Here is a 23,916-nt window from a genome sequence, read left to right as displayed (position 1 = left end):
CGCGGTCCCGTCCCTCCCGGACTCGGACGGGCGCGGCGGCGCGGGCGCGGGCGCGGGCGGCGGCGCGCGGGGCGCGGGCGTCCCGGTGGGGCTCTCGACGTTCTCGGGCGCCCCGGCGGGCGCGGGCTGGATCGACCGGTACGTCGGGACCAGCGCGAGCGCCGCGACGGACGCCCCGGCCACGGCCGTCGCGGTGCGGATCCGGGCCTTGCGGCGGCGGTGCCGGCGCCGGACGTCCGATGCCAGCGACCGCGGCGCCCGCGTGTCCGCCACCCGTTCGGCCATCGCGCGGCGCAGTTCGTCCTCAACGTCCATGTCATCCCCCCATCGGCGCCAGGTTCGTGTCGAGGCGTTCGCGGAGCCTGGCGAGTCCCCGCGACGCCTGGCTCTTGACGGTGCCGACGGAGCAGCCGAGCACCCGCGCGGTCTCCGCCTCCGAGAGGTCCTCCCAGAAGCGCAGGACGAGCACCGCGCGCTGGCGTGGCCCCAGTTTGCGAAGCTCGTCCATCAGCGCCCCTCTCAGTTCGACGGAGTGGTGCGGCGACGCGGTCGGCGTCTCGGGGAGCCGGGCCATGTGGATCTCCCGCAGCACCTTCCACCGCCGCGCCCGGCTGATCGTCAGGTTCACCAGGATCCGCCGGACGTACGGCTCGGGGTCGGCGTCGGCGTCGAGCCTGCCCCAGTGCCGGTACGCCTTCTCGAGGGCGGTCTGCAGCAGGTCCTCGGCGTCCTGCCCGGCGCCGCACAGCAGCGCCGCGGTGCGCAGCAGCGCGTTGCCGCGTGCCGCCACGAACTCCACGAACGACTCGTCGTCTCGACGCCCCACTGTGCTCCGTCCGGCTCGTGCGGTAACGGTCATCGGGGGCGGGCGGTCCCGGGCCACGGGGTCGGCGCCCGGGACCGCCCGCCGGTCTTTCGGGCCGGGTCCGGTCAGCGGGCCTGGCGCAGCGCGGCCGCGACGTCCTTCACCTGGCCGAGCGCGGGCGAGCCCTGGACGTGCATGAAGTAGCCGCTCGGGTCGCGGACGAGGACGCCGTGCCCGCCCGGAAGCTGCCACGCGGACGCGCCCGCGACGGCGACGGGCGTGCCGCCGGACGGCAGCTTCAGGCCCTCGCGGAGCTCCTGCTCGCCGACGCCGGACGGCGTCTGGACGCGCAGCACGCTGAGCCACCGGCCGCCCGCGCCCGTCCACTTCTGGGCGACCGTGCAGACCTTCTCGCCGCCGAGGTCGCGGGCGGCGCGGGACGTCGCCTCGTGGCGCAGGCCCTTGGTGAGCATGAGCGCCTTCTCCGCCGGGCCGCCGACCTCGACGGCCGGGTCGAGGTCGCGGCAGTCGAGGCGCGCGGCGGGCGCCTCGGGCAGGCCGGGCTTCGCGGGGACGCGGGCGTTCGGCGCGCCCGGCGACGCGGCCGCGGGGGCGTCGCCGTCCGCGGGCGGGCAGACGGGCAGGTCGGCGGCCTTGCGGCGCAGCTCCTCCGCCTTCGCCGCGGCGCTCTCCTTCGCCCCGGCGACGGCCTCGCCCGCCGCGGCGGTCGGCACGTCCGCCCGCGGGAGCCCGTTGCGGGCGAATTCGCCCGCCTTCTCCTTCGCGCCCTCGGCGGCGCCGGCCGGGAGGTCGACCTCCGGCACGTCCTGCTGCCGCAGCCCCTCCGTCCCGGGCACGGCGCCGGACGAGGGGAGCTTCGCGCCGGGCTCGGGCAGCTTCGCGCCGGGAGCCGGGACGCACGTCGGCGTCGCGGCGGGCGCGCCGGCGGCCTCCCGGGCGGCGGCGGGCCCGGACGCGTGCGCGCCCATGGGCGCGGCCGTGTCGGACCCCGCGCCGGTCATGGCCCACGTGACGCCGCCGCCGACGGACAGCGTCCCGACGGCGGACGCGGCGATGAGGGCGGCCTTGAGCGTGATCATGGTGATTCCCTTCTGCCCCGCAACACTCTTGCGCCCCTCGTCTACGCACGGACGGTGAGCAGGGTTGCACGGAAATCACAAGAATTTTCCGGCATGCCCATGCGACGCGATGGCCGCCGCGTGTCATGGGAGGTAGTCCGGTGTGATGATCCTGGTGGGGCGCCGGTTCGCCGCCGCGCGCCATCCGGCAACATTGGTCCATGGAGGCCCGTACCGTTCCCGCCCGTCCGGTCGACGAGGGTGCCGTCGCGCGCGGCGCCGCGCGCCCGGACACCGCGCTGCTCCCGAAGGCGCACCTGCACCTGCACTTCACCGGCTCGATGCGGCATTCGACGCTGGTCGAACTCGCCCGGCGGCACGGCGTGCACCTGCCGGACGCGCTCGTGGAGGACTGGCCGCCGCGGCTCCACGCGACGGACGAGCGCGGCTGGTTCCGGTTCCAGCGGCTGTACGACATCGCGCGCTCGGTCCTGCAGACGCCCGACGACCTGCGGCGGCTGCTGCGCGAGACGGCCGAGGACGAGGCCGCCGAAGGATCGGGCTGGCTGGAGATCCAGGTCGACCCCAGCGGGTACGCGGCGAAGTTCGGCGGGCTGACCCCGACCGTGGAACTCGTGCTGGACGCGGCCCGCGAGGCGTCGGCGGCGACCGGCGTCGGCATCGGGCTGGTGATCGCCGCGAACCGGACACGGCACCCGCTGGACGCGAAGACGCTCGCGCGGCTCGCCGTCCGGTACGCGGGGCAGGGCGTCGTCGGGTTCGGGCTGTCCAACGACGAACGGCGCGGCCGCGCCTACGACTTCGAGGGCGCGTTCCGGATCGCGCGGCGCGGCGGGCTCCTGTCGGACCCGCACGGCGGCGAGCTGCTCGGGCCCGCGAGCGTCCGCGAATGCCTGGAGACGCTCGGCGCCGACCGCATCGGGCACGGCGTGCGCGCCGTCGAGGACCCGTACCTGCTGGAGGCGATCGCGCGGCGCGGCGTGACGCTGGAGGTGTGCCCCGCGTCGAACGTCGGCCTCGGCGTCGCGGCGACCGCGGCGGACGTCCCCGTGCGGGCCCTGCACGAGGCCGGCGTCCCCATCGCGCTCGGCGCGGACGACCCGCTGCTGTTCGGGTCCCGGCTGGCCCGGCAGTACGAGCTCGTCCGGGCCGAGCACGGCTTCAGCGACGCCGAGCTCGCCGAACTGGCGCGGCAGTCGATCCGGGGGTCGGCCGCACCGGACGACGTCCGGGGGCGGCTCCTCGCGGGCATCGACGCCTGGCTCGCCGACGCGAACTGAACCGGCCGCGGCGGCTCACGCCCCGGGCCCGTCCGGGCTCCAGCGTCCGCGCCGTTCCAGGTGCGCCACCAGCAACTCGCCCGCGCGCAGGACGTGCGCGCGCATCTCGGCGGCCGCGCCCGGCCCGTCGGCCGCGCGCAGCGCGTCAAGGACGCGCCGGTGGTCGCGGACGGCGAGGCGCGGCCACTCGGGGACGTCGCCGAACAGCCCGCGCGGGACGTACCGGGCGGCCGTCCCCATCGACCACGCCAGCTTCGGGGACGCGGCGGCGACGTTGATCCGCCGGTGGAAGTCCCGGTTGTGCTGCTCCATCAGGTCCGGGCGGTGGAGGGTCCGGGCCTGTTCGAGCGCGCGGTGGAACGCGTCGAGGTCGCACAGCGCGGCGTCGTCCAGTGCCGCGGCGGCGCGCGCGGCCAGCTCGGCGGCGATGCCCGCCTGCACCCAGAACAGGTCCGCGACGTCCTGCTTCGACAGGGGCGCGACGACGAACCCGCGGCGCGGTTCGAGGACGACGAACCCCTCGCTGCGCAGCGACTTCAGCGCCTCCCGGACGGGCGTGACGCTGATCCGGAACTCGGCGGCGAGCCGTTCGAGGCGCAGGTGCTCGCCGGGCCGGACCCGCCCGTCGACGATCAGTTCGCGGATCCGCGCGGCGACCTCGTCGCCGAGCTGCAGGCGCATTCCGGCCGCCCCGGGACTCGGCGGCCGCGGACCCACCGGGCGCGGCGGTCGCGGGCCCGGCGGCGCGCCGGGCGTGTGCCGGGGCAGGGGGACGGCCACGGTGCACTCCCCAACGGGCCCCGCCGCGGCCGGGCCCCGCGGACGTCAAAGGGCCCGATATGTTCATGCCCGCGAAGGCCCGCCCTGACGCCCGCGAAACCGAAGCCCGCCCGCGCCCGGTGCCCCGCGCGACGCCGGATCGAGCCCCGCGCGTCGGGCCGCCGGGTCAGAGCGTGACGCCGACGAGGACCGGTTCGTTCACGAGCTCGACGCCGAACGCGTCCCGCACCCCGGCGCGCACCTCGCGGGCCAGGTCGAGGAGGTCGGCGGTCCGGGCGCCGCCCGGGTTGGTGAGCGCGAGGGTGTGCTTGCCGGAGATGCGGGCCGGACCCGCGCCGTGGCCCTTCGCGAACCCGGCGCGGTCGATGAGCCACGCGGCGGACGTCTTCGTGCGCCCGTCCGGCTCCGGGTAGCGGGGGAACGTCGCGTCCGGACCGAGCCGCTCGGCGACGCGGCGCTCCAGCTCGGCGAGCTGCGCCGGCTCCAGGATCGGGTTGGTGAAGAACGATCCGGCGCTGCGGCTGTCGGGATCGGCCGGGTCGAGCACCATGCCCTTGCCCTTCCGCAGCTCCAGGACGGCGTCGCGCGCCTCCTTCAGCGCGACCCGCTCGCCGGGCCGCACGTCCAGCTTGCGGGCCAGCTCCGCGTACGCGATCGGCTGCGACTCCTCCGACTCGCGCAGCGCGTACGTCACGTCCAGGACGACGTACCGGTCGTCGCCCTTGAACACGCTGTTGCGGTAGGTGAAGCGGCACTCGTCCGGGCCGAGCGTCACCCACGCGCGGTCGCGCCGGTCGTAGGCGCGGACCCGGACGATCGTCTCGCTGACGTCCTGCCCGTAGGCGCCGACGTTCTGGATGGGCGTCGCACCGACCCGCCCGGGGATCCCCGACAGGCACTCGACGCCGGCGAGGCCGTCGGACACGCAGCGGGCGACGAACGGGTCCCAGTCCTCGCCGGCCTGGACGCGGACGTGCACCCGCCCGCCCTCGGCGGCGACGCGCTCGGTCCCGCGCGTCCCGACGTGCACGACCGTCCCGGGGAACCCGTCGTCGGACACCACCACGTTGCTGCCGCCGCCGAGCACCAGCAGCGGCGCCCCCGACTCGTCGGCCTCCCGGACCGCCGCGACGACCTCCTCCTCGGTGGTCGCCTCGACGAACCGCCGGGCGGGGCCGCCCAGCCGCAGCGTGGTGTATCCGGCCAGGTTCACCTCTTCGGCGATCACCGCCACGTCGTCCATCCCTCCGTCGCATGTTCGCGTCCGCGCCGGCCGGGCGTCCCCGGCCGGCGCGGACGGGCGCGCGCCCGTTCAGGCGAGACGGACGACCGCCTTGGCGCGCGTGAGGACCTTCTGGTCGTTCGACTTGGCGGTGAGCGCCACGACGACCTTGCCGTCGTCCAGCTTCTCCTCCACCGTGCCGCTGATCTCCAGCGACGCGCCGCCCTCGTCGGGGACGACCACGGGCGAGGAGAACCGTACCCCGTAGTCGACGACCGCACCCGGGTCACCCGCCCAGTCGGTGACGAACCGGCCGCCCTGCGCCATCGTGTACATGCCGTGCGCGATGACGTCGGGCAGCCCGACCGCCTTCGCGAACGACTCGCGCCAGTGGATCGGGTTGAAGTCGCCGGACGCGCCCGCGTACATGACGAGGTTCGCGCGGTCGACCTTGTACGTCTGGGCGGGGATCTCGGTGCCGACCTCGACGTCGTCGTACTTCACCTTCGCGGTCATCCTCAGGCCCCCCGCTCCACGATCGTGTTGTAGGTCTTGCAGACGAGCTCGCCCTCGACCGTCTTCACGTCGGTCTCCACGACCATCTTCTCGTTGTTGCCGATCGACTTGATCTCGGTGATCGTCGACGTGCAGGTCACGACGTCCCCGGCCTTGATCGGGCGGGTGTACTCGAACCGCTGCTCGCCGTGCACGACCATCGCGTAGTTGAGGTTGAGGTCGGGGTCGGCGAGACCGGGGTTGCCGAGCGACACCACGATCGGGAACGTGGGCGGCGCGATGACGTCGGGGTGCCCGGCCGCCTTCGCCGCGTCCGCGTCCCGGTACACGGGGTTGGGGTCGCCGATCGCGTCCGCGAACTCGCGGATCTTGACGCGGCTGACCTCGTAGGGCTCGCTGGGCGGGAAGCTCCGCCCGATGAAATCACGGTTCAGTGCCATGCAGTCCGTCCTTCCAGGTCGAACGGGGCGTCGCGCCCGGGTGCCCGCGCCGTGAGCACCGTTCCCTCTGCGTTTCGACGGACGGTAACAGAATGACGTTCAGCCCGTCCTCGCGGGTCTCACCCACGAGAACGGGCTGAAGGTCGTGCTGAACAGGTGGGCAAGCCGCGAAGAAGTCGCTCCGCCCGGCCTCCTGGGCCCCGCGCCGCTCCCCCTCGCACCAGGCGAAACGGGCGGCCCGTTGCGCGATCCGCGCGGCGCTACCGGGCTCCCGCGCGAGCCGGGCTCCCGTCGAACGTGCCCGGACGGCGTTGGGCTGAGGACCCCCGTGCGCCAGGGCTGCCTCGGCCGCCCGCAGGACGCTCGGTCCCCCCCGCGTGCGCCGGTCTTCCGTCACCCGAGGGCGCGCGGCCCGGGGGCCTGCATGCACCGGTTTCGCGTCGCCGCCGCAGGACGCTAGGTCCGGGCCCCGCGTGCACCGGTCTTCCGTCGCCTGAGGGCGCGCGGCCCGGGGCCTGCAAGCCGGCTTGCGCAGGAGTGCCGCAGGGCGTTCGGCCCGGGGCCCGTGCGAGCCGGGCTCGCGTCGGACGTGCCCGCAGGATGCTCGGGGGGCCTGCCCCGTGCGCCGGGGCTCGGTTCCGCGCGCGGCCGTAGGGCGCTCTGCGCCCGGAGGCCGCGCGGCTCCCCGGCGTCGGTCAGCGGGTCTCGCGGTGCGGGCGGTGGCACCGGCAGTTCGGGCAGTACTTCTTGATCTCGAGGCGGTCCGGGTCGTTGCGCCGGTTCTTCCGCGTGATGTAGTTGCGGTGCTTGCACTCCTGGCAGGCCAGCGTGATCTTCGGCCGGACGTCGGTGGCAGCCACGATGGAGTGCCTTTCTGAGCTAGGGACAAGGAACTTCGGACCGGGGCCGCCCGTGGGGCGGCCGGCGGTACGAACCCAGCCTGCTCACCTCCCGGAGGAGGTGAGAGACCTGGGTAGTAGCGAGGGCCGGACTTGAACCGGCGACACAGCGATTATGAGCCGCTTGCTCTGCCTGACTGAGCTACCCCGCCGTGATGGTCGGTGTGGACCGGTTCGAAGGATACCGGATGCCCACCGCACCCTCGGAACAGCATTTCCCGGACCGTGGTCGGGGACGCATGTTCGAGCGGCCCTTCGGGCCGTCTCCCAGGTTACCCGGTACGCCGGTGACCTGCGAATCGTCCCAATGGAACCGGTGGGACGCTACCACAGGGCCCTGACACTAGGCGAATCCGGACGGCCGGGCCCGGGGCGCCCCGGGGAACGACGAAGGCCGCCCTCCGATCGTCCGGACGGCGGCCGTGGTGTCGTTGAGCCCCTTTACGGAATCGAACCGTAGACCTTCTCCTTACCATGGAGACGCTCTGCCGACTGAGCTAAAGGGGCTTGCGTCGTTCGCGCAGTGAAAACCATACACGGCCCGGGCACCACTTGCGAACTGGAAAGCCCCGCTCACCCTTCCCGCCGCTCGGCGGCGGCGTATCCGCAGGTCAGCGCAGGAGGTGCCGGCCGATGACGAGCTGCTGGATCTGGCTCGTGCCCTCGTAGATGCGGAACAGGCGGACGTCCCGGTAGAACCGCTCGACGGCGACGCCCCGCATGTAGCCCATCCCGCCGTGGACCTGGACGGCCCGGTCGGCGACCCGGCCGACCATCTCGGAGCAGAAGTACTTCGCGCAGGACGGCCCGAGCTTGGTGTCCTCGCCGGCGTCGTAGGCCCGCGCGGCCTCCAGGACCATCGACCGTCCCGCGTACAGCTCGGCCTGCGAGTCGGCGAGGAGGCCCTGCACGAGCTGGTACTCGCCGATCTTCCGGCCGCCCTGGGCGCGTTCCTTCGCGTACGCGACGGCCTCGTCCTGGATCCGCTGGGCGAGGCCCACGCAGACCGCGGAGATGCTCAGCCGCCCGTGCGCGAGGGACGCCATCGCGGTGCGGAACCCGGTGCCCTCCGTGCCGACCATCGCGTCGGCGGGGACGCGGACGCCGTCGAAGAACACCTCGGCGGTGTGCGCCCCGCGCTGCCCCATCTTCTCGTCGGACGGCCCGATCTTCAGGCCGTCCGTCCCCTTCTCGACGAGGAAGGTGGAGATGCCGCGCGAGCCCTCGCCGCCCGTCCGGGCGAACACCATGAAGACGTCCGCTTCCGGGGCGTTGGTGATGAACCGCTTCGCACCGTCGATGACGTACTCGTCGCCGTCGCGGCGCGCGGACGTCGTGAGCGTGCTCGGGTCGGACCCGGCCTCGGCCTCGGTGAGCGCGAACGCGCCGACGACCTCCCCGGACGCGAGGCGGGGCAGCCAGCGGTCCTTCTGCGCGTCCGTCCCGGCGTGGACGAGGACCTGCCCGGCGATGCCGTTGCTCGTCCCGAACATCGACCGGAACGCCGGGCTGGCGTAGCCGATCTCGAAGACGAGCCGGACCTCCTCGCTCATCGACAGCCCCAGGCCGCCGTACTCCTCGGGCAGCGCGTACCCGAACAGGCCCATGTCGCGGGACGTGCGCCGCACCGACTCGGGGATCGCGTCGGTCTCCTCGATCTCCTCCTCGCGCGGGATCACCTCGTCGCGGACGAAGCGGCGGACGGCCTGCAGCACGTCGTCGAAATCCTGTGGCTCCATGGCCCTATTCTAGAATCCTTTTCTAGGATGGCGTCTAGAACCTGACGAGAACCGCCGTCGCGTCGTCGTGCCGCTTGCCCCGCCCGGCGGCGTCCGCGGGCTGCGCCGCCTCCGCCTCGCGCGTGCGCCGCACCAGCTCGGCGGGCCCCTCCTCGTCCAGGACCCGGAGCAGCCCCGCCCAGCTCAGCCGCCCGAACCGCTCCACCAGGCGGGACGCGCCGTCGCTCAGCACCGCCGCCCGGCGCAGCCCCCGCAGCGGCACCCGTCCCGTGCGGGCCTCGTACGCCGCCTCCGGTTTCGTGCTCGCGACCCAGAACCCGCCGGGGCTGTTGCGCGCCGCCCGCACCGCCGCGCGCGTGTAGCTCGGCAGCCGGTCGATCCGGTCGTCCCGGCAGACGACCGGCCCGGCGGACGTCTCGAACACGATCGGGGAGTCGGCGAGGACGAGCCAGTCGACGGCGTCCGCGCGGCGGCGCAGCACCGAGACCGTCGCCGACGGGCTGTCCGGATCGCCGAGGTCGCACGTGCCGGCGTGCGCCTCCCCCGTCACCTTGATCGCCTCGGCCACCAGGTCGGGCAGCGGCTCCCCGGCCTCGGCCGCCAGGCCCGCCGCGATCCGCCCGCCGAGCCGCCGCACCAGCCACGCCGGGTCGTGCCGGCACCCGCCGTCCACGCCCGGCGGCGCGGTCGCCCCGTCCAGCAGCACCACCCAGCCGGGCCCGGCCGCCACGAAGTCCTCGTTCTCCCGGCCCGGCGTCGCCTCGCTCGCATAGCTCACCTGCACGCGTCCAGATCTACCCGCACGGCCGTCCGTCCGGGGCGGACGCCACCGAATCCTCACCTTCGGGACCTGCCCGCGAGCGGGATGACGCAACGACGTCCCGCACTTTCCGCTCGTCCTCTCGGGGGCTTTACCGCACGAAATGGAACCACGTTACCGGGCCGCTCAGAATCGCCCGTATACCACTTTCGCGCGGCCGTATAACCGTCCGGCCATATGACGAGTCGAACATAGGGCACCCTCTTTTAGGTATTAGCCGGTGATATCGCTCACGTGCATCCTCGTCACGTGTACTCGACCGGAAGGCCCAGGTGATGGACATCGACCGCCGGCAAGCGGCACGCCGCGTCTCATGGGCGGCCTTCATCGGCACCACCATCGAGTGGTACGACTTCTTCCTCTACGGAACGGCCGCCGCGCTCGTCTTCAGCAAGCAGTTCTTCCCCACCATGGACCCCGTCGCCGGTTCCATCGCCTCGTTCGGCACGATGACCGTCGGGTTCCTCGCCCGCCCCCTCGGCGGCGTCATATTCGGCCATTTCGGCGACCGCATCGGACGGCGCAACACACTCGTCGTCTCACTGCTGATCATGGGGATCGGGACGGCGCTCATCGGCCTGCTCCCGACCTACGAGACCCTCGGCATCTGGGCCGCCGTCCTCCTGGTCGTGCTCCGCATCGCCCAGGGCATCGGCCTCGGCGGCGAACTCGGCGGCGCCGTCGTCCTCACCATGGAGCACGCGCCCGCGGGACGGCGCGGCCTGTTCGGCGCCTTCCCCATGATGGGGACGCCCGCCGGGATGCTGTGCGCGAACGCCGTCTTCCTCGGCGTCTCGGCCCTGCTCGGCGACGCCGCGTTCCAGTCGTGGGGCTGGCGGGTGCCGTTCCTGCTCAGCCTCGCCCTCGTCGGCGTCGGCCTGTACCTGCGGCTCCGCATCGAGGAAAGCCCCGACTACGAGGGGCTCGTCGAGCGCCGCAAGCCCGTCAGGCTGCCGGTCGCGCTCGTCCTGCGCGACCACTGGCGCTCGGTCGTCCACACCATCTGCGTCATCATCGGCAACAGCGCCGTCGCGTACATCTTCATGGTCTACGCCCTGTCCTACGGCGAGGACAACGCCGCCCTCGACCGCGACTACCTGCTCATGTGCGTCATCGGCGGATCCGCCCTCTGGCTGGTCACCGCGCCGCTCTGGGCGCACTGGACGGACCGGTTCGGCATGCGGGCCGTGTTCACCGGGGGCTCGGTGTTCCTCCTGGCCGGCGCCGTCGCGATCCTCCCGGTGATCAACACGGGCAACCTCGTCCTGATCGCGGTGTTCATGGTGCTGATGGGCGCCGTCCTGTCGATGAGCCACGCCCCGCAGGGCACGCTCACCGCGAGCTTCTTCCCCGTCGCCATCCGGTACTCCGGCACGTCCGTCGCCTACCAGCTCGCCGCCCTGCTCGGCGGCGGCATCACCCCGCTCGTCGCCGAGTCCCTGTTCGCCTCCACCGGCACCTCCATGGCGATCACCGGCTACCTCGCGGTGATCGCCGCCGTCAGCCTCGCCGCCGCGCTCGTCATCCCCCGCGACCACGCCCGCGCGGACGAACCGGAGAAGGTCGCCGTCCCGAGCTGAACCGTCACGCCGGGGACGGGACCGCACGCGCCCCCACGAGGTCCGGATCGTCCGCGTAGAAACGGACGCTCCGGACCTCGACCCGCTTCCCGAGCGGACGCACCGCCACGATCGGCTCCGTCAGCTCGACCAGCACGTTCGTCTGCGACGCGACCGCCACCGCCAGCCGCCCCTCCGACACCCGCACCAGCCCGCTCTCGTTGTAGTTCCGGACCGTCCGCACCGACGCGATCTTCTCCCGGGGGATCCGCAGGTCGAAGAACGCCCCGTACCGGACGCGCACCTCCTCGTCCGTCACCACGTGCGGGCGCGTGACGCACGCGGCGATGACCGCCACCACGATCAGGATCGAGTACAGATCCACGAACAGGACGGCCATCCTCAGCGCCTCGGGGGCACCCACCGCCCGCAGCAGCAGCTCCACCCCGGCCAGCTCGATCACCATCGCCAGCAGGAACGCAAGCTGGATCGCCGTCTGCCCCTTCGAGTACGGGACGCCGACACCGCCCGCGGGCACCCCGTGCCGGCGTCGCGCCACGAACATCCACAGGCTGACCAGCCCGTCCTTGTCGAACGCCATGATCCTGCGCACCTGCACGGGCACGATCGTCCGGTACGCGTGCCGCACCGCCGCCGCCCGTCCCGCCCCGTCCCGGCGCGCCCCCCGGTACAGGCGGAACGCGACCGTCCCCTCCAGCACCAGCGCCGCGAGCACGCACACCTCGCCCGCGACCAGCACCCCGTGGGGCAGCGCCACCCCCGACCCCAGCAGCACCAGCAGGACGAGCTCGAGCGGGACCATCGCGAACAGCACGCCCCTCGCGACCCTCAGCATCGCCGCACCCGCCGGAGCACCTCCGCCTGCGCGGGCGTCATCCCGTCGAGATACGGCCCCTCGTCCGCCTGCTCCGCGAAGGCCCGCACCATCTCCGCCGGCAGGAGCGCCGCGAAGTCCGCCGCGACCTCCGCGACGCGCGGATCGTCCACGTCGGCGTCCGCCAGCTCGTCCATCCGCGCGTACAGGTCCCGCACCCGCGCGGCCGCCTCCGGTTCCGCCAGCGGACGCAGCACCTCCACCATCCACTCGCGCCCGTCCGGGCCCGCCGCCGTGTCGGCGAGGGCGAGCATTCCCCGGTCGAGTTCCGCGAACTTCGAACCACCGCCCGTGAGGTCCCGCAGCACCCCCGCCATCTCGGGCGACACCGCCGAGTCGGGGTGCAGCTCGCCGTCCTCCAGCAGCAGCGCCAGCCGCAGCCGCCGCTCCCGGATCGCGGCCTCCTGCCGGGCCAGGTCGTCGTCGAGCTCCCGCAGCACCTCCCGCAGGTCGCGGCCCCGATCGTCCGCGAGCACGTCACGGACCTCGTCCAGCGACATCCCCAGCTCGACCAGCCGCCGCACCCGCGCGAGCAGCACCGCGTCCCGCATCCGGTACTCGCGATACCCGTTCGACAGCCGCTCCGGCTCCGGCAGCAGGCCCTGTGCGTGGTAATGCCGCACCGTGCGGGTCGACACCCCCACCAGCGCCGCAAGCTCTCCGATTCGCATACCGCCATTGAAAACGTTGACGTCGCGTCAAGGTCAAACGTCGCCGACGACCGACACCGGCTGCGCCGGCCCCGCCTCGACCGCCTCCGCCACCCGCCGCGCCGCCTCCCCCGGTTCCACCCGCTCCGTGTGCACCACGAGGTTGAACACCGGATCCTCGAGCCCGAGCAGATCCCGCCGCGTCTCGTCCCACACCCCCAGGACGCCCCGCGCGTCGGCGTCGCCCCGCCGCTGCGCCCGCAACCCGCACACCTCCCGCGGCGCCCACAGCAGCACGCTCACCCACCCGAAGAACGGCACCGCGAACTTCAACCGCTGCAGATCCGCGACGTCGCTCGTCCACGCCACCGGGACGCGTCCCGCATCGGCGACCGCGTCCATGTCCCGCCGATCGACCGCGACCTCCCCGCGAAGCTCGACGGCGATCCGCCCCGACGCCCGCAGCGCGTCGAACTCCCCCGGCGCGAGTGCGTCCGCCGCCACCACCGGCAGCCGCACGAACCGTCCGTCCAGGCGGAACAGCTCCTCCGCGACCGTCGACTTCCCCACCGCCGCGGGCCCGCAGAGGATCACCCCACGTCTCACCCCTCCGACCCTACGCACGCCCCGCCAACCGCCGCCCCAAGCAACGACAGATCGCCCCCAACTACCCCCGCGAACGGGCGGCGAAGCCGAACCCGCGGACGAACCGCCACCGGTCGGCCGCCGCGTCGAAGCGCTCCAGCCGGAGCGAGCGGACCTCGAAGGCACCACCGCCGTCGAGCACCTTCCGGGCCTCCGCGCGAAGATCGTCCCGTCCACACGCCGCGTCCGTCAGGCGCAGCAGCGTCACGTCCGGAAGCTCTCGATCCGGACGCACAGCCGCTCCGGAAGCGGCGGGTTGCGTAGTCCCCGGCAAGGGCGGCACATCAACCTCACAACGTCCGAGTGCCCGAAAACGGCGAAGCCCCGAACGCCAGCATGCATCAGCCCGACACGTCCTCGGCCACCGCGCGGTCCCATCTCGCCGAGGCCCCTTCACCGGAGTCCCCGTACTCGTCCGGGCACGCAGTGAATTCATCGGGACGCGCCGGGCGCGGATTACAGCACCGCTGACCTGCTTCTTCGTGCGCCGCCCGCTCGATCCCGCCGTTCCCCCGGTGGCTCGTGGCGACCATCCGCAAGGGACAGCGATGATCGATTCCCGTACTCTGTCGGGGAGAGGGGTTGGTGTGCATGGATAACGGCCTTGGCAATGGCCAATGGGTTCGCACCCGCAACGATCAGAGCGCTCGCGCCTTCGCGAAAGAGCTGGAGCAGCGCAGACAGCACGTCCCGCAGCGCACCCGCAACCAGAAGATCGCCCTCGCCGGCTTCACCGTCGTGGTCCTGCTCGTCCTCGTCGCCTACTGGGCCCTGGGCTGACCGTCCACGCCCGGTTCGCGACCTTCCGGGACCGCCCCGGAGACGCCGCCTGCCCGGGACCCGCGCGACGCCCTCGATGACTTAGCGGTCGCGTGCGTCCACGGACTCCGGCGACCTCCCGACCCGGAGCGCCCGGGCACGTTCGCCCGTGTTCTCCGGTCGGATGCGGTCGGCGAGGCATGTCCGGTGAGAGATGACGGTATGGCTTCCCGGACCGTCGTTGCTTCGCACGTCCATGACGAGACCGTCGCCTCCGGGACTCAGGGTGGCCCAAGCGCCGCAGAAGTCACACGGCCAGGTGAAACTCTCCAAGTCGGCGGGTCGTATGCTGAGCCGCACCCAAGCGGGCGGGTACCACCTGCGGACTTGTTCCACCACGGCATCGATCTCCGTGCCGACCGCGGGGTAGAGGTCGAGCAACTCCTCATTGCTGTTCACAGTCCGGCTGAACTGCTGGATCATGTCGATCGACGCGCCAACGTCTTCGTGCCCGACCACCTTGACGATCACGCCCCAGGGGTGATGGCCGACGACCTTTGCCCGGACGCGCTCACCGGGGATGAGAGCGAAACTCGCGGTCTCAAAACGTTCCACGAACAGCATCATCTCAACGGAAGCCTCCGGCCGCTTTGCCGTCATCGGCCACGACTGACGCATCGACCGCTCCAGAGCTGGCCGGCGCGCGTACCCAATCCCCCCAGCCGGCCGTAACACTCGCGACGCTGCTGGGCCACGGCCCCGCCCTGGAACTCGTCACACCACCGGTCCCGATGGAGCCGGTTCGTTCCGGACGACGACGCGACACCGCCGACCGGCCCGGCAAGCGGCTACAGCCGGACACACGCCAACGGCCCCTGACCGTTGGTGCTGGTCAGGGGCCGGTTAGGCTGGTGTGGCGGGTCCAGGATTCGAACCTGGGTAGGCTAAGCCGACGGATTTACAGTCCGCTCCCATTGGCCACTCGGGCAACCCGCCGTGGTGTCGCGCTCGGCGACGGCACTGGAAAGAATAGCGGACGGGACGAGTGGACGTGACATCGGTGGTCGGTGAGGTAGCGGGGGTGCAGGCGCTACCCTGCGCTTGAGCTGTGTTGACGTGGTGAGGTCTGTGGTGCGTTCAGGAACGATCTTCAGTTTCGACAATGTGCGGGGGTACGGGTTCATCGTGCCGGACGGGGGCGGCGAGGACGTGTTCGTGCACGCCAACGACCTGCTGGACGACAAGAGCCTGTTCACGCCCGGGACTTCGGTGGAGTTCGAGGTCGCGCAGGGGGAGCGGGGGCCGAAGGCGTTCGCGGTGCGGGCGCTCGAGGAGCCTCGGCCGTCCGAGCGTCCTCCGGCGCGGCGGACGGCCGAGTCGTTCGACGACGACGTGCTGTGCGACGTCCTGTCGTCGCGGGAGCTGGGGCACGAGATCACCGATGTGCTGCTGGCGAAGGTGCCGGAGCTCACGGGCGGGCAGATCGTGAAGATCCGCGAGAGCCTGCTGGGGGTCGCGCAGAAGCACGGGTGGACCGAGGACTGAAGTGCGGGGAAGGTCGATACGCTTCGTCGAGGTGCTAGTCGCAGAGGGGACGTCTGATGGCCGACAGTAGTTTCGACGTGGTCTCGAAGTTGGACCGGCAGGAGGTCGACAACGCGCTGAACCAGGCCGCGAAGGAGGTGGCCAACAGGTTCGACTTCCGGAACGTGGACGCGGGGGTCAAGTGGTCCGGGGAGACCATCGAGATCCAGGCGAACACCGAGGAGCGCGCGAAGGCCGTGCTGGACGTGCTGAAGGACAAGCTCGTGAAGCGGGGGATCTCGCTGAAGGCGATCGATCCGGGCGAGCCGAAGGCGTCGGGGAAGCTGTACAAGATCGGCGTCGGGCTGAAGGAGGGCATCTCCCAGGAGGACGCCAAGAAGATCGGCAAGATCATCCGGGATGAGGGCCCGAAGGGCGTGAAGGCGCAGATCCAGGGGGACGAGCTGCGGGTCACCTCGAAGAAGAAGGACGACCTGCAGGAGGTCATCTCCCTGCTGAAGGGCAAGGACCTCGATGTCGCGCTTCAGTTCGTGAACTACCGCTGACGTTCGAGAGCGCGCCGGCCGTCTCCCCCGCAGAGACGGCCGGCGCGCTCGTTTTCTATGACGCCGCGGAGCCCCGGGTGGTTCGGCCGAATCCTCAGCGGGCCATGCGTTCGAGGCGGGCGATGCGGTCGGCGGTCGGGGGGTGGGTGGAGAACAGCCTGCCGATGCCCGCGCCCCGGAACGGGTTCGCGATCATGAGGGAGCTGGTGGTCGCGAGTTCGGGGTCCTGGGGCAGCGGCATCGCGCGGGTGCCGGCCTCGATCTTGCGGAGGGCCGAGGCGAGGGCGAGGGGGTCGCCGGTGATGCGGGCCCCGGCGGCGTCGGCGGCGTACTCGCGGGTTCGGCTGATCCCCATCTGCACGACGGCGGCGGCGACGGGTCCGAGGACGAGCATGAGGAGGGCCCCGAGGACGCCGGGGCCGTCGTCGTCCTCGGAACGCCCGAGCGGCAGGAAGATCGCGAGGTACGACAGGTAGGTGATCACGGTCGCGATGGCGGCGGCGACCGAGGAGATCAGGATGTCGCGGTTGTAGACGTGCGAGAGTTCGTGGCCGAGGACGGCGCGGAGTTCGCGTTCGTCCAGCATGCGGAGGATGCCGCGGGTGCAGCAGACGGCGGCGTTGCGGGGGTTGCGGCCGGTGGCGAACGCGTTGGGCTGCATGGTCTCGGAGACGTACAGGCGCGGCATCGGCTGTCGTTGGGACGTCGCGAGTTCGCGGACGAGCCGGTACAGGACGGGCGCCTCGACTTCGCCGACGGGGTGGGCGCGCATGGAGCGCAGCGCGATCCGGTCGCTGAAGAAGTAGGCGACGCCGTTGGTGCCGAGCGCGATGACGAGGGCGATGGTCAGGCCGGCGCCTCCGCCGATCACCCAGCCGACCGCGAGCATCAAGGCCGACAGCGCAGCGATGAGTGCCGCGGTTTTGATGCCGTTGAACTGCACTTCTCCGAAGCCTCCCCGTTTGCTCCACCCATCACCGAGAACGGGGTGACCTGCCCGAACGTTCCCGTCAGGTCGCGGCGGTCACCGTCTGCAGGATGATCTGCGGCGCGACGGACAGGACGAGCGCGCCCGCGGCGGTCGCGGCGACGGCGAAGCGGACGGGCAGGCCGGGGGCGGTTTCGGGGGCCGGGCCGGTGGGCGCGGCGAACAGGCGGGCGGCCCAGAGCAGGTAGTAGTAGAGCCCGACGACGGTGTTGATCGCCATGACGACGGCGAGCCAGACGACGTCGCCGGCGACGACGCCGCGGAACACGACGACCTTCGCGAACAGGCCCATGACGCCCGGCGGGAGCCCGGCGAGGCAGATGAGGAAGAAGGCGAGGGCCGCACCGGTGGCGGGGGCGCGGCGGGCGAGCCCGCGGAAGTCGTCCAGGGTGTCGATCGGCTGGGACGTCTCGTCGGTGCGGCGGCGGAATCCGGTGACGACGGCGAACGCGCCGAGGTTCATGACGGCGTAGAAGGCGACGTAGGCGGTGGTGGCGGCGACGGCCTCGGGGAGCCGGTCGGTGCCGACCGCGAGCGGCGCGAGCATGTACCCGGACTGCGCGACCGACGACCAGGCGAGCAGGCGGATCGCGGTGCGCTGGCGGAGCGCGACGAGGTTGCCGAGCGTCATGGTGACGGCCGCGAGGACGGCGACGAGCGGCCCCCACACGTGCGCGTAGGCGGGCAGGCCGAGGGACAGGACGATCGCGAGCCCGGCGAATCCGGCGGCCTTCGACACGACGGACAGGAACGCGGCGACGGGGAGCGGGGCTCCCTCGTAGACGTCCGGCGCCCAGAAGTGGAACGGGACGGCCGCGACCTTGAACCCGAAGCCGGTGAGGAGGAGGACGATCCCGGTGGCCGCGACCGCGTCGAGGTCGGCGGGGAGCGTCTCGAGGGCGGGGGCGACGCGGTCGAGGTGCATCGCGCCGGTGGCGCCGTAGAGGAGGCTGACGCCGAACAGCATGATCGCGGCGGAGACGACGGAGACGAGGAAGAGCTTGAGGGCGGCCTCGGAGGCGGTGCCGTCGTAGCGGCGCAGCCCGACGAGCGCGAACACCGGCAGCGAGAGGGTTTCGAGGGCGACGACCAGCAGGATCAGGTCGCGGGCGGCGACGAGGGTGAGCGCGCCGGTGACGGCGGCCAGCAGGAGGAAGTGGTACTCCCCCGCCGGGACGTTCGCGTCGGCGATCTGCCGCACGGACAGCAGGACGACGACCGCGGCGGCGAGGAGGACGATCCCCTGGAAGGCGAGCGTGAAGTCGTCGGCGACGTACGAGCAGGACGCGGGGCCGTCGCCGCGCAGGCCGTCCGGCAGGCAGAACGTGGCGCGGCGGTCGCCGGGGCCGAGCGCGAGGACGGCGCCGAACGCGGCGAGCAGGGACGCGCCGGACAGCGGGCCGAGGGCGCGGCGCGGCACGCCGAACGCGTCGCCGAGCAGCAGCGCGACGGCGGCGATCGCGGTGATCAGCGGCGGGGCGACGGCCGCGTAGTCGATGCTCTGGATCATCAGCCGCCTCCGAGCAGGGCCCGCACGGGGGCGGTCGTCACGTCTAGCAGGGTCTTCGGCCACAGCCCGATGAGCAGGGTGAACGCGACCAGGGGGAGCCAGGCGGCGTACTCCTGGACGGTGACGGCGGCGGGGGCCCGCGGCGGGGCGCCGGCGTCCGGGCGGCCGTGGGTGAGCGTGGAGAGCATGCGCAGGAAGTAGGCGGCGGTGAGGACGGCGCCGAGCGCGGCGACCGCCAGGAAGATCAGGAACGCGGTGCGGGGCAGGTCGGGGGCGGGCCGGTACGCGCCCATGAGGGCCATCATCTCGCCCCAGAACCCGGCGAGCCCGGGCAGCCCGAGGGACGCGACGGACGCGAACGTCAGGACGGACGCGAGCCGGGGGGCGGTCGCGAGCATGCCGCCGCCCAGCGCGTCCAGGTCATAGGTGCCCCAGCGTTCCTTGACCGCCCCGGCGAGGAAGAACAGCAGGCCGGTGATGAGGCCGTGCGCGATGTTGCCGAACAGCGCCGCGTTCACCCCGACGGGCGTCAGCGTCGCGATGCCGAGCAGGACGAACCCCATGTGCCCGACCGACGAGTACGCGATCATCCGTTTGAGGTCGCGCTGGGCGAGGCAGGCGAGGGCGCCGTAGACGATGCCGATCACGGCGAGGAGGGCGAGCCACGGCGCCCAGAACGCGGCGCCGTCCGGGGCGAGCGGGACGGCGACGCGGACCAGCCCGTAGGTGCCCATCTTCAGCAGCACCCCGGCGAGCAGGACGGACCCGACGGTCGGGGCCTCGGTGTGCGCGTCGGGCAGCCAGGTGTGCAGCGGCCACATCGGCGCCTTCACCGCGAACCCGAGCCCCATCAGCGCGAACGCGGTCACCTGCATGCCGTGGGTCAGGCCGGCGCCGTGCCGGGCGGCGAGCTCGGTCATGTCGAGCGTCCCGGCGTGGACGGCGACCAGCAGCATCCCGGCGAGCAGCAGCCCGGACCCGAGGAGCGTGTAGAGGACGAACTTGTTCGCGGCGGCGCGCCGCCCCGGCCCGCCCCACAGCACGATCACCGCGTACATCGGGATCAGGACGACCTCGAAGAAGACGAAGAACAGCACGAGGTCGAGGGATGTGAACGTGCCGAGCAGCCCGACCTCCAGGACGAGCAGCAGCGCGGTCAGCAGCCGCACGTCGCCGCCGTCCGGGACGTGCCGGAGCAGGTGCAGGAAGCACAGGAAGGTGAGCAGGGCGGTGAGGGCGACGAGCGGGAGGGAGATCCCGTCGGCGCCCAGGTGGAAGCGGAGGCCGATCGCCGGGGCCCATTCCCGGTCGACGCCGAGCTGGACGGCGGACGGGTTCGCGTAGTCGAACGCGTTGAGCGCGGCGACCGCGACGAGGAGCGTCGCGCCGGACGTGAACGTCCCGAACCGGCGGACGGCGAGGCCCGTGGCGAGGAACCGCTCGCGCGGCAGCAGCAGCGCGAGCGCCCCGGCGAGCGGGATCGCCATCATCACGACGAAGATCACTGGAAGATCACCACCACGGCCGCGATGACGACGACGCCCGCGATCAGGCCCGTCAGGTACGTCTGCGGGTTGCCGTTCTGCGGGGTGCGCAGGGGTCCGGCGAGGCGGCGCGCGGACCGGCCGGTCCCGACGACGGCCTTGTCGATGCCGCGCGCGTCCGCCGTGACGACGTACCGGGCGAGTGCCCGGACGGGACGGACGATCGCCGCCGCGTAAAGCTCGTCCACGTAGAAGGCGCGCGCGAACACCGGACGGACGGGGCCCAGCGCGCGCGCCGGGTCGAGTGCGGGATCGCGGTTCCAGATGAGGAACGCGGCTCCCGCGCCGGCCGCGGTGAGCACGATCCCGAGGAGGGCCGGTCCGAGGTGCGGCCGCAGCTCGTCCGAGCCGAGCCCGAAGAACCCGAGGATCGCGGCCGGGACCGCGAGCGCCGCGACCGTCCACGACATGATCTTCGAGGGTTCGCGGACGTCCCGCGTCCCGCGCGGCTCACCGAAGAACGTCATCAGCCAGGTTCGGGTCGCGTAGGCGGCGGTGAGCACGACGGTGAGGAGAAGGCCCAGGTAGACGAGCCACGCGACGCCGGTGGGGATGGTCACGCCGTAGGTGGGCTCCAGCTTCTGGAGGGCTGCGGCAAGGGAAGGGTCTGGCGCTGCCGGGGGCGCATAGGCGGACCAGTCGCCGTCCAGTGGTCGGACGACGCCGAGGAGGCCCGGCCCGCGCGCCTCGTCGTACAGCGTCCCCCCGTGGGTGGCGGAGTGCTGGGCGGCCTCGATGATCGAGTCCTTGCTGAACCAGCCGGACAGGGGCGGGACGCCGGCGAGGGCGGCGAAGCCGATCGTCATCGACCAGAACGTGATCGGCATGCCGTGCCGGAGGCCGCCGTAGCGGGCGAGCATGTTCGTGCCGGTCGTGACGATGACGCATCCGGCGGCGAGGAACAGCAGCGCCTTGAACGCGCCGTGCGACAGCAGGTGGAACACCGCGGGCGCGTGCGCGCCGACGGCGAGGCCCGCGGCCATCACGCCGAGCTGGCTGATCGTGGAGTACGCGAGGACGCGCTTGAGGTCGTCCTGCGCGAGGGCGGCGAGCGCCGCGCCGACCATGGAGACCACCGCGAGGACGCCGAGGACGGCCAGTGCCGCCGGGGCCGCCGCGAACACGCCGAACAGCCGCGCGACGACGTAGACGCCCGCCGCGACCATCGTCGCGGCGTGGATCAGGGCGCTGATCGGCGTCGGGCCCGCCATCGCGTCCGGCAGCCAGGTGTGCAGGGGGAACTGGGCGCTCTTGCCGGCGACCCCGGCGAGCAGCAGCAGCGCGGCGGCGGTGACGGTCGCGTCCGGGAGCGCGGCGACGTGCCGCAGGACGTCGTCCAGCGCGAACGATCCGGCGCCGACGCCGAGGACGATGATGCCGACGAGGAAGCCCGCGTCGCCGAGCCGCGTCGTCAGGAACGCCTTGACGGCGGCCCGCGAGTACTCCCGTTCCTCCCAGTGGTGGCCGATCAGGAAGTACGAGCAGACGCCCATGACCTCCCAGCCGACGTACAGGACGATCAGGTCGGCGGCGAAGACGACGAGCAGCATCGCCGACGTGAACAGCGACACGAACGCGGCGTACGAGGAGTAGCGGCGGTCGCCGTCGAGGTAGACGACCGAGTACGCCTGGACGGCGAGCGCGACGCAGCACACCATCAGCGCGACGACGGCGGACAGCCCGTCCACCTGAAGCGCGACCCGGACGGGGACGGTGCCGGTGTCGACGACCGTCAGCCCGCCGGTCCGGGTTCCGGGGGCGCGCCAGACGGTGAACGCGACGATCGCGGCGAGGACGAGCGACACCGCCGCCGGGACGCACGCGAGCAGCGCGGGGCCGTTGCGGAGGGGCGTCCGCGGGGGCGTGCCGCCGCGCAGCGCGCGGGTCAGGCGGGGGCCGAGGAGGAACCCGGCGAGGGCGGCGGCGAACGGGAGGAGGACGGTCAGGGACGCGAGGACGATCACCGGGCGGCCTCCTCGTCGCCGGCCGGGCGCGCGGGCCGTCCCGCGCGTTCGCCCGTGCGGCCGTGCGGGTGTTCGTCCGTGCGGTCCTCGGCGAGGTCGCGGAGGCGGTCGACGTCGATCATGCGGCGGTTCCGGTAGACCAGCAGGACGATCGCGAGCCCGATGCCGATCTCCGCCGCCGCGATCACGATCGTGAACAGGGTGAGGACCTGGCCGCCGTGCAGCCGGTCCCGGAGCCACACGTCGAACGTCACGAGGTTGAGGTTCACGGCGTTCAGCATCAGCTCGACCGACATCAGGACGAGGATCGCGTTCCGCCGGGCCAGCACCCCGTACACGCCGATCGAGAACAGCAGGGCCGCGACGACCGTGGGGTAGGCGAGGTGCATCAGCGCTCGCCCTCCCGGCCGCCGTCCCGGCCGCCGTCCCGGCCGGCCTCGCGGTCGTTCTTCGTGCGGACGTCCGAGCGGGACAGGACGATCGCGCCGACGAGGGACGCGAGCAGCAGCACCGACAGCACCTCGAACGGCAGCACCCACGTGCGGAACACCGCCGAGCCGAGCTCCTCGGCCGAGCCGCCGCCGGCGCGCAGCGGCATCCGCTCGTCCCCGAAGCCCATGACGACGACGGTGACGAGGACGGCGGCGGTCGCGGCGGCCACCGCGGCGGCGACCCACCGGTTCGGGGAGTCGAGGTCGGCGGACTCGCCGATCGGCGCGCGGGTCAGCATGATCCCGAACAGCAGCAGCACGACGATCGCGCCGACGTAGATCAGCACCTGCACCCACGCGACGAACTCCGCGGTCAGCACCAGGTATCCGCCGGCCAGCGCACCGAACGACACGACGAGCCACAGGGCGGCGTGGACGAGCCGGCGCGTCGTCACGACGAGCAGCGCGGAGCCGACGGCGACGGCGCCGAGCAGCGCGAAGACGATCTCCTGGCCGGTCACCGCGCGTCACCCGGGGGCCTGCGGGCGGCGCGGGCGGCGGCCTTCTCGGCGGCGGCCAGTTCCTTCGGGTCCTCGGCGGCGGGGTCGGGGGCCTGCGGCGGCGGGACCGTCCACATCCACTCCCGCAGCCGTTCCTTCTCGTGCGTCAGTTCGGCCATGTCGTACTCGGCGTACTCGAATTCCGGCGACCAGAACAGCGCGTCGAACGGGCACACCTCGACGCAGATGCCGCAGTACATGCACAGGGCGAAGTCGATGGCGAACCGGTCGAGGACGTTCCGTGTGCGCGCGCGCCCGCCGCCTTCGGCCGGAAGTGTCTCCTTGTGGGAGTCGATGTAGATGCACCAGTCCGGGCATTCACGGGCGCACAGCATGCAGACCGTGCAGTTCTCCTCGAACAGCGCGATGACGCCGCGGCTGCGCGGTGGCAGATCCGGCTGCACCTCCGGATACTGGCGCGTGATGGAACGCCGCGTCATCGTCCGCAACGTGACGGCCAGCCCCTTGGCCAGCCCGCCTCCTGGTAGCCGTCCCACCGCCCCATGATTGCGCACTGCGGGGCGCGGGGGAACGTGAAGGCCGCCGCGTTCGTCGTACGGGACGTGGGACCGCCGGTCCGTACCGCGATCGGCCTGCGGCGAGGAGGTCAGGTGAGCCACGCGAACGGCCCCGACGAATCACGACCCGGCCGGCCCGGGGACGCGCCGCCGCGCGGCCCGCGCCCGCCGCGCCCGCCCGGGGCGCCGCACGCGCCGCGCG

26 protein-coding genes, 3 tRNA genes and 1 pseudogene are annotated in these 23,916 nt (G+C 72.8%); 5 read left to right on the top strand and 25 right to left on the bottom strand.

What is annotated here, in order from left to right:
• From ACFQ11_RS31205 to ACFQ11_RS31195, 3 genes and pseudogenes are all read right to left on the bottom strand, one after another.
• A pseudogene (locus ACFQ11_RS31205) lies at nt 1–315 on the bottom strand (hypothetical protein); the annotation flags it as partial.
• 1 nt (nt 316) lies between these two features.
• Entirely contained in the window at nt 317–826 is a 510-nt protein-coding gene (locus ACFQ11_RS31200) for a SigE family RNA polymerase sigma factor (RefSeq protein WP_378305216.1), read from the bottom strand.
• A gap of 104 nt (nt 827–930) precedes the next feature.
• Nucleotides 931–1,905, bottom strand: coding sequence for a hypothetical protein (locus tag ACFQ11_RS31195; protein ID WP_378305213.1), 975 nt, complete (start codon nt 1,903–1,905; stop codon nt 931–933).
• A gap of 200 nt (nt 1,906–2,105) precedes the next feature.
• Here ACFQ11_RS31195 and ACFQ11_RS31190 point away from each other — a divergent pair, with 200 nt between their 5' ends.
• Entirely contained in the window at nt 2,106–3,185 is a 1,080-nt protein-coding gene (locus ACFQ11_RS31190; protein ID WP_378305211.1) for an adenosine deaminase, read from the top strand.
• Nucleotides 3,186–3,200: 15 nt separating this feature from the next.
• Here ACFQ11_RS31190 and ACFQ11_RS31185 read toward each other — a convergent pair whose 3' ends face one another.
• The 9 genes from ACFQ11_RS31185 to ACFQ11_RS31145 all read right to left on the bottom strand — a co-directional run bounded on the left by ACFQ11_RS31185 (nt 3,201) and on the right by ACFQ11_RS31145 (nt 9,565).
• Nucleotides 3,201–3,866 carry a GntR family transcriptional regulator gene (locus ACFQ11_RS31185; protein ID WP_378305208.1) on the bottom strand — a complete coding sequence of 222 codons (666 nt, stop codon included), beginning with the start codon at nt 3,864–3,866 and terminating at the stop codon, nt 3,201–3,203.
• A 265-nt stretch (nt 3,867–4,131) separates the two neighbouring features.
• Nucleotides 4,132–5,208, bottom strand: coding sequence for a UDP-N-acetylmuramate dehydrogenase (locus ACFQ11_RS31180; protein ID WP_378305206.1), 1,077 nt, complete (start codon nt 5,206–5,208; stop codon nt 4,132–4,134).
• 69 nt (nt 5,209–5,277) lie between these two features.
• Nucleotides 5,278–5,703 (bottom strand): MaoC/PaaZ C-terminal domain-containing protein, encoded by a 426-nt coding sequence (locus ACFQ11_RS31175; RefSeq protein WP_378305203.1) that lies wholly within the window; start codon nt 5,701–5,703, stop codon nt 5,278–5,280.
• A 2-nt stretch (nt 5,704–5,705) separates the two neighbouring features.
• On the bottom strand, nt 5,706–6,143 hold the full coding sequence (locus tag ACFQ11_RS31170; RefSeq protein ID WP_378305201.1) for a MaoC family dehydratase N-terminal domain-containing protein: 438 nt from the start codon (nt 6,141–6,143) through the stop codon (nt 5,706–5,708).
• Between the two features lie 695 nt (nt 6,144–6,838).
• Complete coding sequence (gene rpmG, locus ACFQ11_RS31165; protein ID WP_067629315.1) at nt 6,839–7,003, bottom strand: 50S ribosomal protein L33; 165 nt, start codon at nt 7,001–7,003, stop codon at nt 6,839–6,841.
• 117 nt (nt 7,004–7,120) lie between these two features.
• Nucleotides 7,121–7,194, bottom strand: a tRNA-Met gene (locus tag ACFQ11_RS31160).
• Between the two features lie 282 nt (nt 7,195–7,476).
• Nucleotides 7,477–7,549: transfer RNA gene (locus ACFQ11_RS31155), tRNA-Thr, on the bottom strand.
• A gap of 104 nt (nt 7,550–7,653) precedes the next feature.
• Nucleotides 7,654–8,781, bottom strand: a complete 1,128-nt coding sequence (locus ACFQ11_RS31150) for an acyl-CoA dehydrogenase family protein (RefSeq protein WP_378305198.1) — start codon at nt 8,779–8,781, stop codon at nt 7,654–7,656.
• Nucleotides 8,782–8,815: 34 nt separating this feature from the next.
• Nucleotides 8,816–9,565, bottom strand: a complete 750-nt coding sequence (locus tag ACFQ11_RS31145) for a protein phosphatase 2C domain-containing protein (protein WP_378305196.1) — start codon at nt 9,563–9,565, stop codon at nt 8,816–8,818.
• A gap of 311 nt (nt 9,566–9,876) precedes the next feature.
• Between ACFQ11_RS31145 and ACFQ11_RS31140 the strand changes: the two genes are divergently transcribed.
• The gene (locus ACFQ11_RS31140; RefSeq protein WP_378305194.1) at nt 9,877–11,181 is read left to right on the top strand and encodes an MFS transporter; all 1,305 of its coding nucleotides are present in this window, start codon (nt 9,877–9,879) and stop codon (nt 11,179–11,181) included.
• 4 nt (nt 11,182–11,185) lie between these two features.
• Here the strand turns inward: ACFQ11_RS31140 and ACFQ11_RS31135 are convergent, their stop codons facing one another.
• The 4 genes from ACFQ11_RS31135 to ACFQ11_RS31120 form a co-directional block, all read right to left on the bottom strand.
• Nucleotides 11,186–12,016 (bottom strand): hypothetical protein, encoded by an 831-nt coding sequence (locus ACFQ11_RS31135; RefSeq protein WP_378305191.1) that lies wholly within the window; start codon nt 12,014–12,016, stop codon nt 11,186–11,188.
• A complete protein-coding gene (locus tag ACFQ11_RS31130; RefSeq protein ID WP_378305189.1) occupies nt 12,010–12,726 on the bottom strand; it encodes a MerR family transcriptional regulator in 717 nt (238 codons plus the stop codon). Before ACFQ11_RS31130 ends, ACFQ11_RS31135 begins: the two co-directional genes overlap by 7 nt.
• Before the next feature lie 33 nt (nt 12,727–12,759).
• A complete protein-coding gene (locus tag ACFQ11_RS31125; protein WP_378305187.1) occupies nt 12,760–13,311 on the bottom strand; it encodes an AAA family ATPase in 552 nt (183 codons plus the stop codon).
• Nucleotides 13,312–13,372: 61 nt separating this feature from the next.
• Nucleotides 13,373–13,558 carry a hypothetical protein gene (locus ACFQ11_RS31120; protein ID WP_378305185.1) on the bottom strand — a complete coding sequence of 62 codons (186 nt, stop codon included), beginning with the start codon at nt 13,556–13,558 and terminating at the stop codon, nt 13,373–13,375.
• Between the two features lie 383 nt (nt 13,559–13,941).
• Between ACFQ11_RS31120 and ACFQ11_RS31115 the strand changes: the two genes are divergently transcribed.
• Nucleotides 13,942–14,130 carry a hypothetical protein gene (locus tag ACFQ11_RS31115; RefSeq protein WP_378305183.1) on the top strand — a complete coding sequence of 63 codons (189 nt, stop codon included), beginning with the start codon at nt 13,942–13,944 and terminating at the stop codon, nt 14,128–14,130.
• Between the two features lie 81 nt (nt 14,131–14,211).
• Here ACFQ11_RS31115 and ACFQ11_RS31110 read toward each other — a convergent pair whose 3' ends face one another.
• Together ACFQ11_RS31110 and ACFQ11_RS31105 are read right to left on the bottom strand one after the other, a co-directional pair.
• On the bottom strand, nt 14,212–14,769 hold the full coding sequence (locus ACFQ11_RS31110) for a hypothetical protein (protein WP_378305181.1): 558 nt from the start codon (nt 14,767–14,769) through the stop codon (nt 14,212–14,214).
• Between the two features lie 254 nt (nt 14,770–15,023).
• A tRNA-Tyr gene (locus tag ACFQ11_RS31105) sits at nt 15,024–15,105 on the bottom strand.
• Between the two features lie 132 nt (nt 15,106–15,237).
• Between ACFQ11_RS31105 and ACFQ11_RS31100 the strand changes: the two genes are divergently transcribed.
• Together ACFQ11_RS31100 and ACFQ11_RS31095 are read left to right on the top strand one after the other, a co-directional pair.
• Nucleotides 15,238–15,654, top strand: a complete 417-nt coding sequence (locus ACFQ11_RS31100) for a cold-shock protein (RefSeq protein ID WP_378305179.1) — start codon at nt 15,238–15,240, stop codon at nt 15,652–15,654.
• A 56-nt stretch (nt 15,655–15,710) separates the two neighbouring features.
• On the top strand, nt 15,711–16,199 hold the full coding sequence (locus ACFQ11_RS31095) for a YajQ family cyclic di-GMP-binding protein (protein WP_378305177.1): 489 nt from the start codon (nt 15,711–15,713) through the stop codon (nt 16,197–16,199).
• 94 nt (nt 16,200–16,293) lie between these two features.
• Here the strand turns inward: ACFQ11_RS31095 and htpX are convergent, their stop codons facing one another.
• The 7 genes from htpX to ACFQ11_RS31060 all read right to left on the bottom strand — a co-directional run bounded on the left by htpX (nt 16,294) and on the right by ACFQ11_RS31060 (nt 23,693).
• Nucleotides 16,294–17,142, bottom strand: a complete 849-nt coding sequence (gene htpX, locus ACFQ11_RS31090) for a zinc metalloprotease HtpX (RefSeq protein ID WP_378305174.1) — start codon at nt 17,140–17,142, stop codon at nt 16,294–16,296.
• A gap of 67 nt (nt 17,143–17,209) precedes the next feature.
• Nucleotides 17,210–18,697, bottom strand: coding sequence for an NADH-quinone oxidoreductase subunit N (locus ACFQ11_RS31085; RefSeq protein WP_378305172.1), 1,488 nt, complete (start codon nt 18,695–18,697; stop codon nt 17,210–17,212).
• The gene (locus tag ACFQ11_RS31080; protein WP_378305170.1) at nt 18,697–20,202 is read right to left on the bottom strand and encodes a complex I subunit 4 family protein; all 1,506 of its coding nucleotides are present in this window, start codon (nt 20,200–20,202) and stop codon (nt 18,697–18,699) included. Before ACFQ11_RS31080 ends, ACFQ11_RS31085 begins: the two co-directional genes overlap by 1 nt.
• Complete coding sequence (locus tag ACFQ11_RS31075) at nt 20,199–22,205, bottom strand: NADH-quinone oxidoreductase subunit 5 family protein (RefSeq protein ID WP_378305168.1); 2,007 nt, start codon at nt 22,203–22,205, stop codon at nt 20,199–20,201. The genes ACFQ11_RS31080 and ACFQ11_RS31075 overlap by 4 nt, the downstream gene beginning before the upstream one ends.
• A complete protein-coding gene (nuoK, locus tag ACFQ11_RS31070; protein WP_378305166.1) occupies nt 22,202–22,594 on the bottom strand; it encodes an NADH-quinone oxidoreductase subunit NuoK in 393 nt (130 codons plus the stop codon). Before nuoK ends, ACFQ11_RS31075 begins: the two co-directional genes overlap by 4 nt.
• Nucleotides 22,594–23,157: an NADH-quinone oxidoreductase subunit J family protein gene (locus ACFQ11_RS31065; RefSeq protein WP_378305164.1), complete on the bottom strand. Its 564-nt coding sequence runs from the start codon at nt 23,155–23,157 to the stop codon at nt 22,594–22,596. Before ACFQ11_RS31065 ends, nuoK begins: the two co-directional genes overlap by 1 nt.
• The gene (locus ACFQ11_RS31060) at nt 23,154–23,693 is read right to left on the bottom strand and encodes a NuoI/complex I 23 kDa subunit family protein (RefSeq protein ID WP_378305162.1); all 540 of its coding nucleotides are present in this window, start codon (nt 23,691–23,693) and stop codon (nt 23,154–23,156) included. The genes ACFQ11_RS31065 and ACFQ11_RS31060 overlap by 4 nt, the downstream gene beginning before the upstream one ends.
• Between the last annotated feature and the right edge of the window lie 223 nt (nt 23,694–23,916).

This window comes from Actinomadura sediminis (genome assembly GCF_042675525.1).
In the GTDB taxonomy this organism is placed as follows: domain Bacteria; phylum Actinomycetota; class Actinomycetes; order Streptosporangiales; family Streptosporangiaceae; genus Spirillospora; species Spirillospora sediminis.
This window is presented reverse-complemented; position numbering and strand designations above follow the sequence as displayed.

What these genes read in the sequence shown, in the direction of transcription:
- ACFQ11_RS31190 (WP_378305211.1), top strand. Translation starts at nt 2,106, where the DNA reads ATGGAGGCCCGTACCGTTCCCGCCCGTCCGGTCGACGAGGGTGCCGTC.
- ACFQ11_RS31170 (WP_378305201.1), bottom strand. Translation starts at nt 6,143, where the DNA reads ATGGCACTGAACCGTGATTTCATCGGGCGGAGCTTCCCGCCCAGCGAG.
- ACFQ11_RS31085 (WP_378305172.1), bottom strand. Translation starts at nt 18,697, where the DNA reads ATGATCCAGAGCATCGACTACGCGGCCGTCGCCCCGCCGCTGATCACC.
- ACFQ11_RS31140 (WP_378305194.1), top strand. Translation starts at nt 9,877, where the DNA reads ATGGACATCGACCGCCGGCAAGCGGCACGCCGCGTCTCATGGGCGGCC.
- ACFQ11_RS31135 (WP_378305191.1), bottom strand. Translation starts at nt 12,016, where the DNA reads ATGCTGAGGGTCGCGAGGGGCGTGCTGTTCGCGATGGTCCCGCTCGAG.
- nuoK (WP_378305166.1), bottom strand. Translation starts at nt 22,594, where the DNA reads ATGCACCTCGCCTACCCCACGGTCGTCGCGGCCCTGCTGTTCTCGATC.
- ACFQ11_RS31180 (WP_378305206.1), bottom strand. Translation starts at nt 5,208, where the DNA reads ATGGACGACGTGGCGGTGATCGCCGAAGAGGTGAACCTGGCCGGATAC.
- ACFQ11_RS31185 (WP_378305208.1), bottom strand. Translation starts at nt 3,866, where the DNA reads ATGCGCCTGCAGCTCGGCGACGAGGTCGCCGCGCGGATCCGCGAACTG.
- ACFQ11_RS31110 (WP_378305181.1), bottom strand. Translation starts at nt 14,769, where the DNA reads ATGACGGCAAAGCGGCCGGAGGCTTCCGTTGAGATGATGCTGTTCGTG.
- ACFQ11_RS31115 (WP_378305183.1), top strand. Translation starts at nt 13,942, where the DNA reads ATGGATAACGGCCTTGGCAATGGCCAATGGGTTCGCACCCGCAACGAT.
- ACFQ11_RS31175 (WP_378305203.1), bottom strand. Translation starts at nt 5,703, where the DNA reads ATGACCGCGAAGGTGAAGTACGACGACGTCGAGGTCGGCACCGAGATC.
- ACFQ11_RS31150 (WP_378305198.1), bottom strand. Translation starts at nt 8,781, where the DNA reads ATGGAGCCACAGGATTTCGACGACGTGCTGCAGGCCGTCCGCCGCTTC.
- ACFQ11_RS31130 (WP_378305189.1), bottom strand. Translation starts at nt 12,726, where the DNA reads ATGCGAATCGGAGAGCTTGCGGCGCTGGTGGGGGTGTCGACCCGCACG.
- ACFQ11_RS31195 (WP_378305213.1), bottom strand. Translation starts at nt 1,905, where the DNA reads ATGATCACGCTCAAGGCCGCCCTCATCGCCGCGTCCGCCGTCGGGACG.
- ACFQ11_RS31095 (WP_378305177.1), top strand. Translation starts at nt 15,711, where the DNA reads ATGGCCGACAGTAGTTTCGACGTGGTCTCGAAGTTGGACCGGCAGGAG.